Annotated in this window: 17 protein-coding genes; 7 read left to right on the top strand and 10 right to left on the bottom strand. The window is 61.7% G+C overall.

Annotated elements, in window-relative coordinates; translation table 11 throughout:
* Positions 1-99: 99 nt before the first annotated feature.
* Positions 100-513, top strand: coding sequence for a hypothetical protein (locus EHF33_RS05765; protein ID WP_124868704.1), 414 nt, complete (start codon positions 100-102; stop codon positions 511-513).
* Between the two features lie 145 nt (positions 514-658).
* Here EHF33_RS05765 and EHF33_RS05760 read toward each other — a convergent pair whose 3' ends face one another.
* The 3 genes from EHF33_RS05760 to trpC all read right to left on the bottom strand — a co-directional run bounded on the left by EHF33_RS05760 (position 659) and on the right by trpC (position 2,809).
* On the bottom strand, positions 659-1,450 hold the full coding sequence (locus EHF33_RS05760; protein WP_124868702.1) for an SDR family NAD(P)-dependent oxidoreductase: 792 nt from the start codon (positions 1,448-1,450) through the stop codon (positions 659-661).
* Between the two features lie 91 nt (positions 1,451-1,541).
* Positions 1,542-1,979 carry a hypothetical protein gene (locus tag EHF33_RS05755; protein ID WP_124868700.1) on the bottom strand — a complete coding sequence of 146 codons (438 nt, stop codon included), beginning with the start codon at positions 1,977-1,979 and terminating at the stop codon, positions 1,542-1,544.
* Positions 1,976-2,809, bottom strand: a complete 834-nt coding sequence (gene trpC, locus EHF33_RS05750) for an indole-3-glycerol phosphate synthase TrpC (RefSeq protein ID WP_124868698.1) — start codon at positions 2,807-2,809, stop codon at positions 1,976-1,978. Before trpC ends, EHF33_RS05755 begins: the two co-directional genes overlap by 4 nt.
* A 91-nt stretch (positions 2,810-2,900) precedes the next feature.
* Here trpC and hpt point away from each other — a divergent pair, with 91 nt between their 5' ends.
* The 4 genes from hpt to EHF33_RS05730 all read left to right on the top strand — a co-directional run bounded on the left by hpt (position 2,901) and on the right by EHF33_RS05730 (position 6,582).
* Entirely contained in the window at positions 2,901-3,446 is a 546-nt protein-coding gene (hpt, locus tag EHF33_RS05745; protein WP_124868696.1) for a hypoxanthine phosphoribosyltransferase, read from the top strand.
* An 80-nt stretch (positions 3,447-3,526) separates the two neighbouring features.
* Positions 3,527-4,438: an Hsp33 family molecular chaperone HslO gene (gene hslO, locus EHF33_RS05740; RefSeq protein ID WP_124868694.1), complete on the top strand. Its 912-nt coding sequence runs from the start codon at positions 3,527-3,529 to the stop codon at positions 4,436-4,438.
* A 152-nt stretch (positions 4,439-4,590) separates the two neighbouring features.
* On the top strand, positions 4,591-5,253 hold the full coding sequence (gene abxC / locus EHF33_RS05735; RefSeq protein ID WP_124868692.1) for a monothiol bacilliredoxin AbxC: 663 nt from the start codon (positions 4,591-4,593) through the stop codon (positions 5,251-5,253).
* Positions 5,254-5,487: 234 nt separating this feature from the next.
* Positions 5,488-6,582, top strand: coding sequence for a DNA glycosylase AlkZ-like family protein (locus EHF33_RS05730; RefSeq protein WP_164473418.1), 1,095 nt, complete (start codon positions 5,488-5,490; stop codon positions 6,580-6,582).
* 28 nt (positions 6,583-6,610) lie between these two features.
* Here EHF33_RS05730 and EHF33_RS05725 read toward each other — a convergent pair whose 3' ends face one another.
* Positions 6,611-7,168 carry a GNAT family N-acetyltransferase gene (locus EHF33_RS05725; RefSeq protein ID WP_241191282.1) on the bottom strand — a complete coding sequence of 186 codons (558 nt, stop codon included), beginning with the start codon at positions 7,166-7,168 and terminating at the stop codon, positions 6,611-6,613.
* Positions 7,169-7,279: 111 nt separating this feature from the next.
* Positions 7,280-7,417 carry a hypothetical protein gene (locus EHF33_RS21420; RefSeq protein ID WP_241191281.1) on the bottom strand — a complete coding sequence of 46 codons (138 nt, stop codon included), beginning with the start codon at positions 7,415-7,417 and terminating at the stop codon, positions 7,280-7,282.
* Positions 7,418-7,568: 151 nt separating this feature from the next.
* Between EHF33_RS21420 and EHF33_RS21055 the strand changes: the two genes are divergently transcribed.
* Positions 7,569-7,736 (top strand): hypothetical protein, encoded by a 168-nt coding sequence (locus EHF33_RS21055; protein ID WP_164473417.1) that lies wholly within the window; start codon positions 7,569-7,571, stop codon positions 7,734-7,736.
* 97 nt (positions 7,737-7,833) lie between these two features.
* Here EHF33_RS21055 and fni read toward each other — a convergent pair whose 3' ends face one another.
* The 4 genes from fni to EHF33_RS05715 form a co-directional block, all read right to left on the bottom strand.
* Positions 7,834-8,841, bottom strand: coding sequence for a type 2 isopentenyl-diphosphate Delta-isomerase (gene fni, locus EHF33_RS05720; RefSeq protein WP_124868690.1), 1,008 nt, complete (start codon positions 8,839-8,841; stop codon positions 7,834-7,836).
* Positions 8,838-8,996, bottom strand: coding sequence for a hypothetical protein (locus EHF33_RS21050; RefSeq protein ID WP_164473416.1), 159 nt, complete (start codon positions 8,994-8,996; stop codon positions 8,838-8,840). Before EHF33_RS21050 ends, fni begins: the two co-directional genes overlap by 4 nt.
* Before the next feature lie 121 nt (positions 8,997-9,117).
* Entirely contained in the window at positions 9,118-9,291 is a 174-nt protein-coding gene (locus tag EHF33_RS21045) for a hypothetical protein (RefSeq protein WP_164473415.1), read from the bottom strand.
* 127 nt (positions 9,292-9,418) lie between these two features.
* Positions 9,419-11,656: an alpha-amylase family glycosyl hydrolase gene (locus tag EHF33_RS05715; protein ID WP_241191280.1), complete on the bottom strand. Its 2,238-nt coding sequence runs from the start codon at positions 11,654-11,656 to the stop codon at positions 9,419-9,421.
* 216 nt (positions 11,657-11,872) lie between these two features.
* Between EHF33_RS05715 and EHF33_RS05710 the strand changes: the two genes are divergently transcribed.
* Entirely contained in the window at positions 11,873-14,668 is a 2,796-nt protein-coding gene (locus EHF33_RS05710; RefSeq protein WP_241191279.1) for a M16 family metallopeptidase, read from the top strand.
* A gap of 105 nt (positions 14,669-14,773) precedes the next feature.
* On the opposite strand, the gene EHF33_RS05705 is transcribed toward EHF33_RS05710, so the two are convergent.
* Positions 14,774-15,361 carry an SCO family protein gene (locus EHF33_RS05705; RefSeq protein ID WP_124868688.1) on the bottom strand — a complete coding sequence of 196 codons (588 nt, stop codon included), beginning with the start codon at positions 15,359-15,361 and terminating at the stop codon, positions 14,774-14,776.
* Positions 15,362-15,409: the final 48 nt, after the last annotated feature.

Genomic DNA, 15,409 nt, shown 5'->3' with positions numbered 1-15,409 from the left:
CCCACACCTCCTATATCGGGCAGCAAGGGTGGTTGTGACGGTTGGACGATACATTGGCTGTTTAAGCGAAGCAAGTAGGCATTGAACTAAGGCGGTAGTATGCTTCATCCAATAGTAGCTGTCATTTGGTCAACATACTCAATCGATTGGACTCTCGGATACAAGCCCTTGGGAGACAATCCAAAATCTCTCATCCCGCTGGCTACATGGCGGTTCTCACGGGATGAAACTAACTATGAAGAGATTCTGATAGCTGTACGAGACATACTAAGTTGTAGTAAAGCCTTGTCTTGTGAATGGTTTCTGTCTCAGGATAAACTTAATACTCTTAGATATACGTTGCAACCTAAAAATTTATATTCTCTGCGAGAATTTATACCAGAAATAGAGAATGATGAGGCCTCTGCAATGGCCATCAAGGAACTTCAGGTCAGTCTCGCAGAATTATATAATGACGCTGAGAAAATTGCCTCCAATCTGGAAATAAAATTAGGCATCCCGCCTCAGATTTAACTCCCGCCCCAAGCCAACGCGGGGTGCTTCTTGGGCGCAGGCAAGGGTTTGCAACGCCGAGTTGAGCGCCGCTGCTTCCAGTGCAGCGGGCATCTCAGACCACCGTCAAGCTTTGGTGTGGGTTGGCTTCAACCTTTACTTGTCCTCAAAACAGCGTATAGCCCCCGTCCATCACCAGCACCGAGCCGGTCATAAACGAAGAGGCCTCACTCGCCAGAAACACCACCGCTGGCCCCAATTCTTCCGGCAGGGCGGCCCGCTGCTGCGGCGCGTCGTCGATCCAGCGCTGCTTGAACTGAGGGTCGTCCACCGGAGCCATATCGGTTTTGACGTAGCCGGGGGCCAGCGCATTGACCCGCACATTGTGGGGTGCCCACTCCGCCGCGAGGCTCTTGGTGAGCTGATGCACGGCGGCTTTGGACGCGTTGTAGCCAGGCTGCCACTGCGGGCGGTTGACGATCTGCGCCGAGATCGAGCCGATGTTGACGATGTTGCCGCCGCCCTGCGCCACCATCTGCCGCCCGAACACCTGCGAGGCGATCCACAGCGCGTCCACATTGACGCTCATGACCTGCCGCCACTCGTCGTCGGTCACGTCCAGCGCCGGGCAGTGAATGCAGGTTCCGGCGTTGTTGACTAGAATATCGGCGCGGCCAAAGCGCTCCAGCGTGGCCGCCAGCAGGCGTTCGACTTCACTTCTCTCGGTGATCTCAGCCATGACAATCAGCGTCTGGGTGCCGAGTTCACTCAGTTCGGCTTCCACCTCGCGGGCTGCCGCTTCGTCGCGCCCCACAATCACGATGTTGCCTCCTGCTTCGGCCAGTGCGCGGGCCAGAGCGCGGCCAATACCCCGCGTGGCTCCGGTGACGACGGCGGTTTTGCCGTCCAAGCGAAACTTAGAGAGGACACCGGCAGCGCGGGCGGATGAATCGGTCATGGTGCGACTGTAAGCCCGGTGAGGCGGGGGCGTCAATGCATCAAGGTGATACTCGCCCCCAGCGTTTTGCTCACCCTCCGTCACTCAATTCCTAGAGCAGCTCTTTGTTGGCTTTGTTGATCTTCAAAAACACTGGATTGAAATCTTGTTTCGGCTTGGTCAGGCCCGCCGCTGCGCCCTGCTCCACCACGTCCAGAATCTCCTTGACGCTGATGGTAAAGACCCCGGCTTCCTGGCGAATAAACGCCTCACGCCATGTCTCGTAGCCGCTGAAATCATCCGGCACGAAGGCTTGCTCGGCGCGGAACGTCACACTTTTTTCAAGGGCCTCGGCGCTGATCGGCGTGTGGCCTAGAACGGTCTGAATGCCTTTCTCGGCGCGTGGGTTGGGCAAAATGATGTCCTCGATGCGGATGTGCAGCAGCACCCGCCCGCTGTTGACTTCGCGCCGCAAAATGCCCAAAGTGGACTGCTCTTCGCCCTCACGGGTGTGGTAGTGCCAACGCTGACCGGCTTCAAAGTCCATCATTTTTCTCCTTGGGTTGGTTCTTGCAAAATGGCCCGTGCTGCTCTTTCCAAATCCCCGCTGCCGGCCAAACTGCTGCCCACCAACACGGCGTCAGCGCTGCGGCGAATGGTGCTGATATCGGCGGGCATCGCGTAGCCGCTTTCGGCCACGAGCAAGCCTTCGTACCCGGCGGCGCGGGCGTGGGCGATCATGCGGGGGCTGTTGTGCAAATCGATTTTGAGGGTCGTCAAATCGCGGTTGTTGACGCCGATGATCTCTGCGCCCGCCGCGAGCGCCACTTCCAGCTCGGCCTCGTCGTGAACCTCCACCAAAGCGTCCAGGCCCAAGTGGTGCGCCAGTTGCAGGTACTCGCCCACGTCCGGCCCCAGGATGCTGACCATCAAGAGGGCGGCGGACGCGCCCCAATCGGCGGCCTCCTGAAGCATTTTGGGATGAATCACAAAGTCTTTTCGCAGCACCGGCACTTTCACGGCCAAATTGCCCAGCGCCGCCACCACTTGACGCAGCGCCTCGGCTGAACCGTCAAAGTGCCTCGGCTCGGTCAGTACGCTGAGGCAGCTGGCCCCACCGCGCACGTAGCTCAGGGCCGCCGCTGCCGGATCGAGCTTGGCAATCGCGCCCTGACTGGGGCTGGCTCCCTTGACTTCGGCGATCAGTTGCAGGCCCGCAGCTGCCAGAGCGGTGTGAAAGTGCCGGGCGCGTGGCCGGGCTGCGCCGAGCGTGAAGGACGCGCCCGCGTAATCTTGCGTGCGTTCCGAGACGATGCGGCCCAGCACGCCGGGAGCGGTGTAGGCCTTGGAGCGGGGAGAAGAGAGGTCAGCGGGCGTCATGAACGGAGTATAGGAGGTCGGCATCACCGCAGAAAAGCATTCGCGCCCTGTTCCAAGCTCTGCCGCCTCACCGTCTGCTAGGCTGGGGCGCATGACCGTGTTTCAACAAAAGCAGCTTCGGCCCAGTGACGGCCCCGTGCAGATCAGCGAAGAGCAGTTGATGGCCCGCGTACGCGAACTCGCTGCCCAGATTCGCCAAGACTACGCCGGACACAATCCGCACCTGATTTGTCTGCTCAACGGCGCGTTTCTCTTTCACGCCGACTTGGTGAGGCTGCTCGATATTCCGCTGACCATCGATTTTATGCAGACCAGCAGCTACGGCGACGCCAAGCAGAGCAGCGGCGAAGTCAAACTGGTCAAAGACCTCAGCTTCCCGATTTCGGGCCGCCACGTGCTGCTGGTCGAAGACATCATCGACACCGGCAGTACCATGGATTACATCCTGCGCTACCTCGGTGAGCGCGGCCCAGCGAGCCTGAAGGTCGCCTCGCTGCTGAGCAAACCCAGCCGCCGCAAAGTGGAAGTGCCGGTGGATTACCTCGGCTTTACCATCCCCGACGCCTTCGTGTTCGGCTACGGCCTAGACCGGGCGCAGCAAGACCGCAATTTGAGTTTCATCACCTCGCAGAAATAAGCGGCAGCTTGGCTCCCTCCGCCCGCCCAATTCCATTCCTTCACACTTTGAATCTGAGTGTGCTTGTATAAGATTTTGTAATGCAAGATTCTCAGAACCAAAGCTCATACATTCTGCGCGGCACGGCGGCGGGCGGCACGCTGCGGGTGGTTGCCATCGACGCCACTCAAATCGTGGAAGAAGCCCGTGTGCGTCACCACCTCAGCAAAACGGCGACGGCGGCGCTGGGCCGCGCCCTGAGCGCGTCGGCGCTGCTGGCCATCATTTTGGGCAAAAAAGTAGACAGCCGGGTCAACCTCCGCATTCAGGGTGACGGGCCGCTGGGGTGGCTGGTGGCCGAGGGCAGCGCCGACGGTTCGGTGCGCGGCTACGTGCGCGAGCCGGAAGCCGATCTGCCGCTGCGGGAGAGCGACGGCAAATTGGATGTCAGCGGTTTGGTCGGTACAAAAGGCGAACTGGCCGTCACCCGCCTCCTCGACAATGCCGAGCCGTGGACAGGCAGCGTGCAGCTCATTAGCGGCGAAATTGCTGAAGACGTGGCGTACTATCTGGCGTCCAGCGAACAAATTCCCAGCGCGGTGCAGCTCGGCGTCTACGAAGAAGGCGGGCGGGTGGCCAGAGCAGGCGGCCTGATCGTGCAGGCCATGCCGGGAGTGAGCGACGAAACCTTGCAGGCTTTAGAGCAAAACATCGCGGCGATGGGCAGTTTTACCGACAACCTGCGGCGCGTCTCGCTGTTGGAGGTCATGGAAAAGGCGACGGCGGGCCTGAATCTGGTGGCGGCTCCGCAGGCTCAAGCGGCCCGCTTTCAGTGCCGCTGCTCACGCGAACGGGCAGTGGCGTCACTGGCCTTTTTCGATATGAGCGAGCGCCAAAACATGATCGAAGACGGCGGACAAGAAGTGGTCTGTCACTGGTGCAACGAGCATTACCATTTTTCCGTCAGTGAAATTGCCGCGCTAGACGCCGCAGAAGTCCACGCGCGAGCTTAAATGTCAGCTCAGTCTCTAGGAGTTTAGTTTTCTGGGGTCAGCAGCATGTCGCGAGTGATGTGGCGGGCCAATTGCTGACCTTTATCCGGACAGATGCGCTAAACGGTGGCGGGCGTCACTTCATTTAATAAAGCGGGGAGTACAATCCAAGTATGACTCAAACCGATCAAACTCAAGCTGCTCAAGCCCAAGTGTTGGTGGCGCTGACCACCCCCGAAGAAGTCGACACCTTTTTGGCGCAGTACCCCCAGGCCGCCGTCTTCAAGGCCGGAACCTGCCACAAAACCATGCAGGGCTTTGGCGTCTTAGAAACCTACCTCGCCAAGCACGACCTTCCGGTGGGCTTTATTCGGGTGGTGGACTGGCGTCCGGCCAGCAACCATGTGGCCGACCTCAGCGGTATTCAGCACCAATCGCCGCAGTTTATTTTGTTTGATCAGGCCAAACCCACCTTTGAAGTCAACAACTGGGACATCAGCCCCGAGCAACTCGGGCCGGTTTTTGAAAGCAAGGTTCCCAAGCGGGACGGCGCGGCGGGGGTGGCCGAGGGCGCAGTGATCGAGGGTAACGTCGCGCCCTACAAGCACTTGATGCAGGACTATGTGGACGGCAAGTTGCCCGATTGGCAATTTCAGGAGCGCTACGTCAACATGTTCCGCGACGACGCCAGCCTGCGCAGCCAGCGCGAATTTGAACTGCTCTCCAAGCTGTTCGGCGACCCCGACGCTTATCACGGCGGCCTGCACCAACTCGGCGAGCCGCAGGCCAGAGGCGATCTCAAGGCCCGCGTTCAGGAATTGCTGAGCCAGCTTTAAGCCTTAACCAAGTTGTTTGCCCCGCCCAGCGCTTAAGCTGCTCGGCAGGGCTTTTTTGTGGAAAGCCAAGAAATATGGCATAAAAAAATCCGCCTTCGCGGGCGGCTGCTTTCTTTCGATTGATAGGGAAACTATAGCGCGGTATTGAGCCAAAGTCAAGTTTATGCACTGGGAGTTTGCTTGCTCCACCTCTCCGTTCTGTCCAAAGCAAAATGGGAGCGCTACACTCCTGCTATGGTATTAACTTCCGCTCAGCTCCGCGCCGCTGCTTTGGGTACGCTGGTCGCGCAGCCGAGCCTTCAGGCGGCACTTGACCGAATGGGCTTTTTGCAGGCCGACCCCATCCGTGCGCCTGCCCGCGCTCAAGACTTGACGCTGATGCAGCGGGTCTCGGGCTACCGAGCGGGCGATTTGGAGCGGCTTTATCCTGCGCTGGACGCTGAGGAAGACATGCTGCCCAATTACGGTTTCGTGCCGAGGCGGGTGCAGGCGCTACTGCATCCGCGCCGGGTGGGGGCGCTCAAAATAGAAACGCAAGCGCCGGGCCTGCTGGCCGAGGTGTTGGCGTTCGTGGAGGCGCACCCCAGCGCTGAAGTACATCCCCGAGAAGTGCAGGCAGCGTTCGGATCGGTGCGGGTCGGTAACGCTTGGGGCGGCCAGAGCAGCGCCAGCACCCGCGCCCTCGACGGCCTGCACTATCAGGGCCTGCTGAGAATCTCGCGGCGCGTTAGCGGTGTGCGGCTCTACAGCCCCGCGCCGCATTTGACTGAGCTGCGGGCCTCGCCCCAAGCCGAGAGCGAGCGTGCCCGCGCTGTCGTTCGTTTGCTGGCGCAGCTCTACGGGCCACTGCCGCAGACCAGCCTCAGTTATTTGCTCAGTCTTAGCGGCTACGGCCTGCCCCACCTGCGAACCGAACTGCGGGCGGCACTCAAATCGGCTCTGGATGAAGAACTGAGCAGCGCCAGCGTCGACGGCCTCAAGTACGTCTGGCTTGCCGGCACGGATTTAGAAGCGTGCGTGCCCAGCGGCGTGCGAATGGTCGGCCCGTTTGATCCGTTGGTGTGGGATCGCCGCCGCTTTGCCCACCTTCACGGCTGGACTTACAAGCTCGAAGCTTACACGCCGCCGGCCAAACGGGTGCTGGGCTATTACGCTCTGCCGCTGTTTTGGAATGAGCGGGCGGTGGGCTGGGCCAACCTCAAGGTGGAGCAAGGCGAACTGAAAAGTGAACTCCATTTCGTGAGCGGCGTGCGGCAAACGGCGGCGCTGAAAAGGGGAGTGGCGGCAGAGTTGGAGCGCTACCGGGCCTTTTTGGGTCTAGGAATGTAGAACCAAAAAGGAATTTTCATCAGCCATTTCAGCCTTCCGCTTTTTTGAAATACATCTGCGTGCTGGTGTGGCGCGATCCGTTCTTGGCGAAGACGCGGCGCATAGCGTGGTTGTCCGCTTCAGTGCCGCCGCCATGATGGCTGTACTGCTCTGCCGCCGCGCCCAGCAGATGAGCATGTAAGCGCGTTCCCAGACCTTGCCCACGTGCCTGAGACTGCACACCGATCAAGTTGATGCTGGCCCAGCTCGGGCGTCCGCTGGGGCCTACCGCGCCGAGAGCGGCCAGTGAGCCGCTGGCGTTCGGTAGGCCAATCAGCGTCCAGCCTTCAGCGAGCTTTAACTCTGCTTGTCCCAACACGCCGAGCAAGTCGCGGACATCGGGGTGATCAGCGTCCACCACCTGCGCCAGCGGATCGGGCGGGGAGGGGCGGGCAAATAGATCGGTTTCGTAGATCACCTGATAATCGTCTAGCAGCCACCCGGCAGCCTCCACTGGAGCTGGTTGGAGCGGCGCGAAAGTATCATCCAGCAAAAGGAGTTGCTGCGGGGCGGCCCGCTCATGAAGGGCGCGGGCTAGGGCAGTCACGGCTTCCGGCGACGTGTCTGCCCGGTAGGTCGGTATGAGGGGAATGCGGGAATTGCTTGGCAGAATTATGCTGCCCTCCACACCATGCTCCGAGCGCAGCAGCAAGGTCTGCTATAGGGTCAGCTGCCCACTGGCAAGGCGTTCTTTCAAAGCGGTCAGTCGCGTTGCGGCGTCCACTCGGTCGGGCAGCAGAGCCAGCAAATCCGGCAACGTCTCGAGGGTGGCGGGCTGAAGGGTGAATGTGTACAAGTCGAAACCTCCCCATTGTTTCACCTGTCAACTGGGGCCAAGCTGAGTGAGGTTGGCGGGAGTGTATCAGCAACAGAAGGTCTAGTTCTTTAACCCGCTTTTGACAGCATTTTGACGCCCTTCCCACTAGCCTGCGCCGTGAGGTGAGGGCGTGAACGCAGCTGTCTGGCCGTACTGGTCTTGGGTCTTGCCGATTTTGGGCGTCACGGCGCTGTGGGCCAGCGGCTCGGGCAAGCGCTGGGGCTGGTTGGTGGGGTTCACCGGTCAACTGCTGTGGGTGGTGTACGCCCTCGCCAGCCGTCAGTACGGTTTTTGCTGAGCGCCCTAGCTTTTGCCGCCATCTACGCCCGCAATTACTTGCACTGGCGCGGCGACATTCCCGCCCGGAGGCTGAGCGGCCAGCCCTGTTTAACTGCTCAACCTGCTGACTTGCCCGTCACCGCCGCCACGTCCTTAAAGCCCCCCACGAACAAAGCCACCCGCAACTCGTGAATGAACTTCTCCAGCCACGCCTCCACCGCTTCGGCGCTGACGAGGGCAGGCTCTAGGAGAGGCCGCGCCACCGCCACCACGTCTGCGCCGAGCATCAGGGCTTTGGCAGCGTCGAGTCCGCTGCGGATGCCGCCCGAAGCAATCAGCGGGATCTGCGGCGCGGCGGCGCGAACTTCACGCAGCGCCTGAGCCGTTGGAATGCCGATCTCGCACAAATCCGGCGTACGCACCTCGCCGCAGCGCACCAGTTCTTCTACCCTCGCCCAACTGGTGCCGCCCGCGCCCGCCACGTCCAGCGCCGCCAGTCCTGCGCCCAGCGCCATTCGGGCCACCTCGGCGCTCAGCCCGTGCCCGACTTCTTTGAGCAGCAGCGGATACGGCACGCCCCCCACCACCTCGCTCAGCCGCGCCGCGATTCCGGCCCAGTGGGTATCGCCGCCGAGTTGCAGGGCTTCTTGTAAGGGGTTGGCGTGAATGGCCAGTGCGTCCGCACCGATCAGCTCAATGGCACGCGTGATCTGATCCGCGCCGTAACCTTTAAGGAGTTGCGCCGCCCCCAAATTGCCGATCAGCAGGATGTCGGGGGCAAATGGCCGCACTTCAAAGCTGCTCAGCGCGGTGGGGTGTTCCAGCATCACCCGCTGACTGCCCAGCATCAGCCCGACGCCGAGGCGCTGTGCGGCCTGCGCCAGATGCCGGTTGATCAGCGCCGCTTTCTCGGCTCCGCCGGTCATCGCGCCGATCAGCAGGGGCGCTCGTAGGGCCTTCCCCAAAAAAGTAGTGGACAGGTCAACCGCGTTCATGTCCAGTTCCGGCAGCGCCCGATAAGGCCACACCACATTTTCTAGCCCGGTCGTGACCCGCTGATACTGGCTCTCTGGGCGCAGGCAGGCTTCGATGTGTCGCAGCTTGCGGGCTTCGAGGGTGCTCACTGGCTCGGCTCCGACTGGGCTGGCCTGAGCTGAACTTGCTCCGGTTCAATCCGGCGGGCAGATTTGATTGTGGGGAGCTGAACATCACGCCTCAGCAGCCAAGCGTGATCGGTGATCGGTGTGCCGAATGGGTTGTTGAGATCCGTGATGAGCATGGTCAGTTCTGGGCCCTCGTTGCCCCATTTGCCGCCGCAGCGCTTAAAAGTTCCGGAGAAGCTGCCCCGCCGTCCAATTGGCCGCCATAAGGTTCGCCTATCCTTAGCCCAAACACCCCGCTCAGCGCGGCTTGGACGCCCGAATGGCCTGCATCAAGCGCTGCAAGGCGTCGGCGACATGCACGGCTTCCTCGCGGACTTTAGGGTCTTTGCTCAGTGCGCCGAGGCGGGCGGTGGCCACTTTCGCCAGTTCCAGCACGGCGGCGGTGGGCAGCTTCAGCGGTTTACGGGTCATGCCCGCTATTTTGCCGCTAAATACATTGAGAAATGCGAGTCGTCCCCACCGTTGCTCCCGCGCTTCAAGTATAGGAACCAAAAAAACGCGCCCAAAGTTGGACGCGCTCATGGCGTTGGGCTTGCCCTCAGTGCGCTTGCTCGATCAGCCAGTAGGCCCCGTAAGGCTCCAGAGCGACTTCTTCATTGGTGAGGTTCCACTCATGCCCGCTGATGGCGTCGCGGGGATAAGCGCCGACCACCTCGCGCAGTACCCAGGCCGGCAGCGCCTGAAATTCATTTGTAAAGTTGTAGACGGCCAGCATGTTGCCTTGCGGATGGGTGCGGCGCAGCAGCAAGGTGTGCTCGTTGGGGCTTCTCATCACCCGCGACTCGATGCTGGCGTGCAGGTGCGGCAAGTGCTGGCGGGCCTGAATCAGGCTTCGCAGCGCGGCGTACATCTTTCCGGCGCTCGTCTGGGGGTCGCGGCGCTCCTCGGCCTTGTCCCAGTCCATCTGCGGACGGTGCATCCAGCGGTTGTCCAGGGCGTGTTCGGGGGCGCTCGCGTAGCTGTAATCGTTGGTTAGCGCTAGCTCGTCGCCCATATACAGCAGCGGCACGCCGCCGTAGCCGATGGTGACGGCGTGCAGCAGGCGCAGACGCCTCAGTGCCGATTCCACCTCGGCCCCGGTTTCAGCGGCTTCCAAGCCCGCCAAGCTGGCCGCTGAGCCGCTGATGCGCCTGTCTCCGGTGCGCGGATTGGCCTGAAAAACCTGCCCGCGTGCGAAGCTGCCCGGTGCCGCGCCGCTGTAAAAGTCGCTCAGGAAAGCGCGGTGGCCCCAGCCGACCGTTCCGGCCATGCCCGCGTCGTGGTCGCTGATGGCCCAGCCGATGTCGTCGTGGCAGCGCACATACATGCCCCAGGTGGTGTTGGTCGGTTTGGGCGGAAAGGCGAGTAGGGCCTGCTCAAACAGCCGGGTGCTGCGGCTCGCTAAGCTGCTCCAGAGCTGCACCATTAGCGAGTTGTGGTAAGCCATATCCGAGACTTTGCCGTGGTGGTCGCGCTGCCCCAAATAAGCGATCAGGTCGCCGGGAGCCACAATCGCCTCGGCCTTGAACGCCACCGCCGGGGCCACGATCCGGGCGGCGGCCCTGAGTGCGCGGGTCAGGTCATGCACTTCGGGCTGGTTTTGCGAGTCGGTCCACATCCGCTTCCAGATAAAAGCAATCGCGTCGAGTCTAAAGATTTCCACGCCCTGATTGGCCAGATGCAAGATGATGTCCACGAATTCCAAAAAGATGTTCGGGTTGGCCCAATTCAGGTCCCACTGGTAGCTGTTGAAAGTCGTCCAAACCCAACTGCGGGCCGCTGCGTTCCAGGTGAAATTGCCGGGCGCAAAGTCGGGAAAGACTTCGGGGAGGGTGCGCTCGTAAAGGTCGGGCTGCTCCCGGTTTGGGAACATCAAAAAGTAATCGCGGTAATTGCCGTAGCCCGCCTTGGCTTTCACGGCCCAGTCGTGTTCCTCGGCCACGTGGTTGATCACCAAGTCGAGTTCCAAGCTGATGCCCCTGGCCCGCAGCTCACCGGCCAGGGAGCGCAGATCCGCCATGCTGCCCAAATCTTCGCGCACCGCTTTGTAATCCTGCACGGCGTATCCACCGTCATTTTCTCCAGCTCTGGGCTTCAGGAGCGGCATCAGGTGCAGGTACTTGATGCCCAATTCTTCAAGGTAACTCAGGTGCTCGGAGACACCTTTCAGCGTTCCGGCGAAGCGGTCGGTGTAGGCCACGTAACCGATCATCTCCGGCGCTTGCAGCCAATCGGGGCGCAGCAAGCGGGCTTCGTCCAAGCGCCGGAGTTCGGTGGGGCGCTCGCCAAAAGAGCGTTTCAGCAGCGCTTCGAGGCGCGGCCAGATGGCGTCGACCTGATCGCCGTAGACCCGCCGCAAGCTGCCTTCGAGGTCACTGCGGTAGCGCTCCATGCGGATGTCAAAGGTTTGCTGTTCCGCTTCGCTGAGCACGGGCTGGGGGGTTGGACGCCCACTACCGGTCTCCTCAGCTTCTTGAGTGGGTTGCGGAGCTGCTTTTGCCTTGGCCTTTTTAGGCTTGGCTTTGGGCTTTTGCGGTTGGGCCTCTGCGGTCAGCGGGTCAGGGGAGAGGTCGCCCGTTGCTTCCTCAGGCTCAGGGAGAGCTTCGGTCAGAGGGAGCTCAGCAGTGGTGCGGCGCGGCTTGGCGGCTTTGGCCGGTGCCTTAACTTTCTTGGCTTTGACCGGCTTGGCTTGGGGAGTCACCTCGGAGGGCTGGGCTTCAAGCGTCGGCGTGGTCGCTGGCTGGTCGGCAGGAGTCGGAGCAGACAAAAGAGCATCGCGTTCAGGCGGCTTGGTCATTCTTCCAGCATAACGGCAGGCGGTGGGAACGGTTCCAATCTGAGCGGTGCGCCTTAAGTGTAGGCCGCTTCCCTGTTTCGCCTTTACCCACTGGGTCAGTGCCAAAGTCCTTAACCTGCTTTCACCTTGCCGTGTTCCGGGCGCTTGAGATTTGGCGCTAGGCTAGGGCGTCCCTCTTTTTGTTCTCTTCCATCCCGTCCGAGTTTTGGAGGCTTCATGAAACGAGTTCTGAGTGCAACCTTTGCCCTGAGCGCCGCCCTCGCCACTTCCACGGTGCTGGCCGCCGTCGTGGGCGGCAGCAGCACACCTGTCACCGCCGCGCCCAAGCCTGCTCCGATTATGGCGGCAGGAGGCGATTTCAGCCTGACCCGCGACGTGAGGCGCACGGTGCTGAGCAACGGCCTGACCGTGCTGACCAAAGAAGTGCGCGGCGCTCCGGTGGTCAGCGTGCAGGTCTTTTATAAAATCGGCTCGCGCAACGAAGCTCCCGGCGTCAACGGCATTGCCCACCAACTCGAACACTTGATGTTCAAGGGCACCACCGACAGGCCGGTGCAGTTTGGCCGCCTGCTCGGCGCACTCGGAGCCGATTTTAACGCCTTTACCTACTACGACCAGACCGCTTATCACGAAGTGGTGGAGCGCGAAAAAGCCGGCGCGGCGCTGCAACTCGAAGCCGACCGGATGGTCAACGCCAAAATCGATCCGGCGGCGCTGAACAGTGAGCGCAATGTGGTGCTCTCCGAAATTGAAGGCGACGAAAACGACCCGGCTTACCGCTTGGAAAGTGCCGTGCAGGCCGCCGCCTTTCCCGGTTCTCCTTATGGCCTGACGGTGGGCGGCACCCGCAAAGATATCGAGGGCTTTACCGCTGAGGAAGTGCGCTCGTATTACCAAAAATACTACTCGCCGGAATACGCCACCCTCATCGTGGTGGGTGATTTCAGCACCCCGCAGATGATGCAGCAAATCACGGCAGCGTTCAGCAAACTCGGCAAGGCGGGCACGGCTCCGGTGGCGTCCAGCGCTCCACTGGTGCCCGGTGGCAGCGAGGCCACCCTCGGCAAGACGCCGCCCAAAGCGCCGATTGTCCTCAAGGAAGCGGGCTCCACGCCGCTGCTCAACGCCGTTTATCCGCTGCCCGACGTGAACAGCCCCGACGCTCCGGCCCTCAAGGTGCTGGATTATGTGCTGCTGTCGGGGCGCACCAGCAAGCTGTATCAAGCGCTGTTCGAGTCGGGGTTGGCCGCAGACGGCGGAACCGCGCCGTATCAGTTTTTGCGCGGCGGCTGGTACTCGTTCAATTTCACGCCTACGCCCAATACCGAGCTGGCCAAGTTGGACGCCGCCCTGCTGTCCACGCTGGCGGATGTCCGCAACACCCCTGTCAGCGCCGAGGAAATTGCGCGGGCCAAAACCAGCATCAGCACCAGCACTCTGCTGGATACCCGCTCGATCGACGCGCAGGCCACCAGCCTCGGTATGGACGCCACCACCGCCGGCGATTACCAGTACACCGACAAATTCCTCTCGGCGCTGCAAAAAGTCACGCCTGCCGATGTGCAGCGGGTGGCCCAGAAGTACTTGCAAGAAGCCAGCCGCACAGTGGGTTACTTTGAGCCGACCAAAGCCGAAGCGGGTGCGGGCGGCGGCGCGAGTGCGGGCGGAGCTACCCAGGAAGCCTTCAACGCTGGGCCGCCGGTCGACCCCGCCGAAGTCGCCAAGTATTTGCCGGCCTTTGCGCCCTCGGGTCAGGCCCAAATCACTCTGCCGGAAAAAATCACCCTCGCCAACGGCATGACCGTGATGCTGCTGCGCGACACCTCCACGCCCACCGTCAGCTTGTCGGCCAGTGTCAAGGCGGGCCGCGAGTTCGACACCGACGCCAAAGCCGGACTGGTGGACTTGGTGGCGGGTAATCTGCTCTCCGGCACCAAATCCCGCGACGAACTGACGCTGGCCAAGCTGCTCGACGACGTGGGCGCTCAACTCGCTCCGGCGGCCAACCGCTTTGGGGTGCAAATCGGCGGGGCCAGCCGCGACAAGGATTTGCCGGTGCTGCTCACCGCGCTCTCCGACATCCTGCAAAACGCCACTTTCCCTGCCGATCAATTCAAGCGCTCACAGGCCCGCGCCGTGCAGGGAGCGGTGCAGGCCAACGACGACCCCGGTAGCGTCGCCATCAAAATTTTCCGCAAAACGCTGTATCCGGCGGGCAATCCCTGGCAGGTGTTCAGCAGCCCTGAGAGCATCGGCGCACTGACCCAGCAAGACGCCACCGCCTTTTACAAAACCTACTACCGCCCCGACGCCACGGTGCTGACTCTGGTGGGCAACTTCGATCCGTCGAGTGTCAAGACCCTGCTGAACCAGAAGTTTGGCAACTGGAAAGCGGCTGGCCCCGCGCCCAAAGTGGTGTACTCGGTCATCGGCAAACCTGCTGGCATCGTCACGGCGGGCGGCGACTTGCCCGGCAAAACGCAGTCGGTGACCTATCTGGGCTACCAGAGCATTGCCCGTTCCGACCCGCGCTACTACGCTTCGCTGGTGCTCAACGACGTGCTGGGCGGCAGTACCCTGTCCAGCCGCCTCGGCACCGAGCTGCGCGACAAAGAGGGGCTGACCTACGGTGTAAGCAGCGGCTTTGCGGCGCTTCAGCAGCCCGGCGCGTTCTCAATCTCGCTGCAAACCAATCCCAAAGACACCGGCAAGGCCATTCAGGGAGCGCTCAATATCCTCAGAGATATCCGCGACAACGGCCTGAGCACCACCGAAGTGGCCACTTCCAAAAACGGCTTGCTGAGCAGTTACATCGTCGGCCTGTCCAATCCCGCCGCGCTGGCCTCCACCTTCACCGGCCTCGTTTCAGACGGGTTGCCGCTGAGCGAACTGACCGACTATCAAGCCAAAATCAACGCGGTCACGCCCGCAGCGGTCAATCAGGCGGCCAAAGAGTTGCTCGACCCCGACAATATCGTGGAAGTCACGGCGGGGCCGGGGGCTGGGAAGTAACGCTCAATCTGCACTAGAAAAGTGAAAAAGCAGGCCACCCTCATCAAACGGGTGGCCTGCTTTTGTTGAGAGGTCAGCTTAAAAATTTGCAGCGCCGTGCGCCCCTCAGTACACCTTGAGCAACTGCGGCAGGTCGCTAGCCAATTCGCCGCTGCCCAGCGATTCGCTGTTGTAGACCCGCCGGAAGCGGCCCTGACGGTCGAGCACGGCCACCTGATCGCCGTGCAAGATATTGCCGCTGTCGGTGCGGGTGCTGAGAACGTAAAAGGCGTCGGCAGCGGCTTTGGCCTGCGCGGGCGTGCCGGTCAGGCCGCGAAAACTGGCGTCGAAGTTGTCGAGGTAATGGCGCATCACTTTGGGCGAGTCGTTCTGCGGATCGACGCTGATGAGTTCCACTTGGAGTTTGCGCTGCTGCTCGGGGCTGAGCTGTCCATACAGCTTGGAGAGCCGTCCCAGCGTCAGCGGGCAGACATCGGGGCAGCGGGTGAAGCCGAAAAAGACCAGCCGGACTTGCTCGGCGGGGCCGCCCAGATCGGCGGGCTGGCCGTTGTCGCCGAGCATTGGTATGGCTTTGATGCTCGGCGACGGGTCGAGGGCGGTGCCGCCCAGAGCTTCGGCAGTGTTGCCGCGCACGAGCAGCAAGCCGCCCAGCACAGCGGCGACGGAAAGGAGAGCAGCAGTTAACCACTTCATGAAGCCTTACTCTATGCCTGCGGCGTGGGATGGGTGTCCCCAGCGCTC

This window comes from Deinococcus psychrotolerans (assembly GCF_003860465.1).
In the GTDB taxonomy this organism is placed as follows: Bacteria; Deinococcota; Deinococci; order Deinococcales; family Deinococcaceae; genus Deinococcus; species Deinococcus psychrotolerans.
This window is presented reverse-complemented; position numbering and strand designations above follow the sequence as displayed.